The 629-nt window shown below is 50.6% G+C and carries 1 protein-coding gene; it reads right to left on the bottom strand.

The window, feature by feature from the left end; translation table 11 throughout:
• Positions 1-629: hypothetical protein (locus ACOCD2_RS24760; RefSeq protein ID WP_419589981.1), on the bottom strand; the 629-nt coding region annotated here is incomplete at both ends.

Raw genomic sequence — 629 nt, 5'->3', positions numbered from 1 at the left:
AGGGAAGTTGCCGTCTTCGCCAAAGATCCTGCAACCGCAGGATTGCTCGGTGCGGTCGTTTGACCATGATGATAATTTCCATTGGAGCAGCAAGGACATTTATGACATCAACAGCGTGGGAGGTGAGTAGTTCTTGCCGTTTTTTCTCCACCTTGGGTACGGTGAGGTCGTCTGAGCCCCTGAACCGAACAAGGGCTGCATTTGGGGTTAGCCTTGCACCAATCAACTCAGCAGTCATTTCATAACCCCGCAAAGCTCTTTGTAGGATCTTGACTGTATTGTCCAGCCATGCTTTCGTGTCTTCGTCGTCTTCCTCGGAAGCAGCCCCGTTATTTACCCATTCAGCAAGCTGCCGTGACGGCCACATATCCAGCAATTCCTGTGGAACCTCGGAATTGGCTTCTTCTATTTCATGGTCGTGCTGAGATGATGTGTTACTTCCCGTTGAGGTGGGGGCACTCGTAACCGGTTCGGTTGGTGTTGTCGGTTCTTGTTTAGCGCCACGTTCTATAGATTCTGATTCTGGGGGCTGGTTTTGTGCGAAAGAGGATGTGTTCGTTTCCGTATTCGCGGTTTCCTCTTGAGTTTTTGAAGCGGCTCCCGTTGAAACAAGCGCATCATTCCAAGTG

Origin of the sequence: Thiolapillus sp., from assembly GCF_048562965.1 — a bacterium.
In the GTDB taxonomy this organism is placed as follows: domain Bacteria; phylum Pseudomonadota; class Gammaproteobacteria; order Chromatiales; family Chromatiaceae; genus Thiolapillus; species Thiolapillus brandeum_A.
Note: the sequence above shows the minus strand (reverse complement) of the source record. Positions and strands in the feature narration are given on the sequence as shown.